The organism is Acrocarpospora pleiomorpha, assembly GCF_009687885.1.
Taxonomy (GTDB): Bacteria; Actinomycetota; Actinomycetes; order Streptosporangiales; family Streptosporangiaceae; genus Acrocarpospora; species Acrocarpospora pleiomorpha.
Map to the genome: position 1 here is coordinate 1 of NZ_BLAF01000027.1, position 1,012 is coordinate 1,012.

General features: G+C 67.9%; 1 protein-coding gene. It reads right to left on the reverse strand.

What is annotated here, in order from left to right:
* Nucleotides 1–587: 587 nt before the first annotated feature.
* Nucleotides 588–860 (reverse strand): hypothetical protein, encoded by a 273-nt coding sequence (locus tag Aple_RS23680; RefSeq protein ID WP_155346878.1) that lies wholly within the window; start codon nt 858–860, stop codon nt 588–590.
* Nucleotides 861–1,012: the final 152 nt, after the last annotated feature.

Below are 1,012 nucleotides of genomic sequence, written 5' to 3' on the forward strand. Positions count from 1 at the left end.
GTGGGGGTGGGTCGCTGTCTTGGGGGCGGCGTCGAGTGTTCCGGGGTGTGGGAGAGGGCAGGACCGTCACCTTCATGAGACGGAAAGTCGGGGAGCGCCGAGGCGGGCGAGTGGGCGTGGGTCGCTGTCTTGGGAGTGGCGTCGAGTGTTCCGGGGTGTGGGAGGGGGCATGACGGTCACCTCCGTGAAGGCGGGAAGTCGTCCGTGAAGGCGGGAAGTGGGGAGCGCCGAGGCTTGCGAGTGGGGGTTTGCAGCCATGGGGGTGAGGTGCTGGGCACCCCAGGGTGTGGGAGGGGCCACGACCTTCGGCTCCAGGGCGGTAGCTGGGAATTCCAAGGCCGAGGGAGGGATGGGGCTTCCACCTTGGGAGTGAGGAGCTGAGTACAGCGCTGAAGGGTGTGGGAGGGGGCACGGTTTCACCTTGGCGGGGTGGAGCCGGGAACTTCGGGCGTGGCGGCATGGCTTGCGAGCTTGCTGGTAGGCGGTGTTGTGAATGGCGAGTCGGGCATCGCGTGGTGTGGGAGGGCACATGGCTTCCGCGTGCCATGGGTGGGGGCTAGGGCTCCTCGGTGGGAGGGCACGATCTTTCACGCCCACGAGATTTCGGGATGTTCGTCGCGGGTGACCACGCCGAACATGTCGCCGGGGATCGTCATGCCGAGCGAGTCCGCGCGCTTGGCGGCCGCGTAGAAGCTCCCGCCCGTCTCCAGTTCGGCCCCGGTCGACGACGCCGCCCACTCGTCGGCCAGTCGGATGAAGGCCACCCGAGCCCGCTCGGGCTGGGCGGTCTGAGCGGTGAGGTAGTCCTCGATCTCCCAGATGAGCAGCTCGCCGAGGTATTCAGGGGTGTCTCTCCACATAGCTGGGATCTTTCCGGTGCGCGCTTGGAAGGGAGGGTGCGTCAGATTTCACGTCCGCCGAGGGTGGGAGGAGGCGTCCCCTTTCGCGTCTGCCGGGTAGGTGGGGAGGGTCTTGGGGTGGGGGAGGGGTGTCAGGTTGGGAGGGGGGGGAT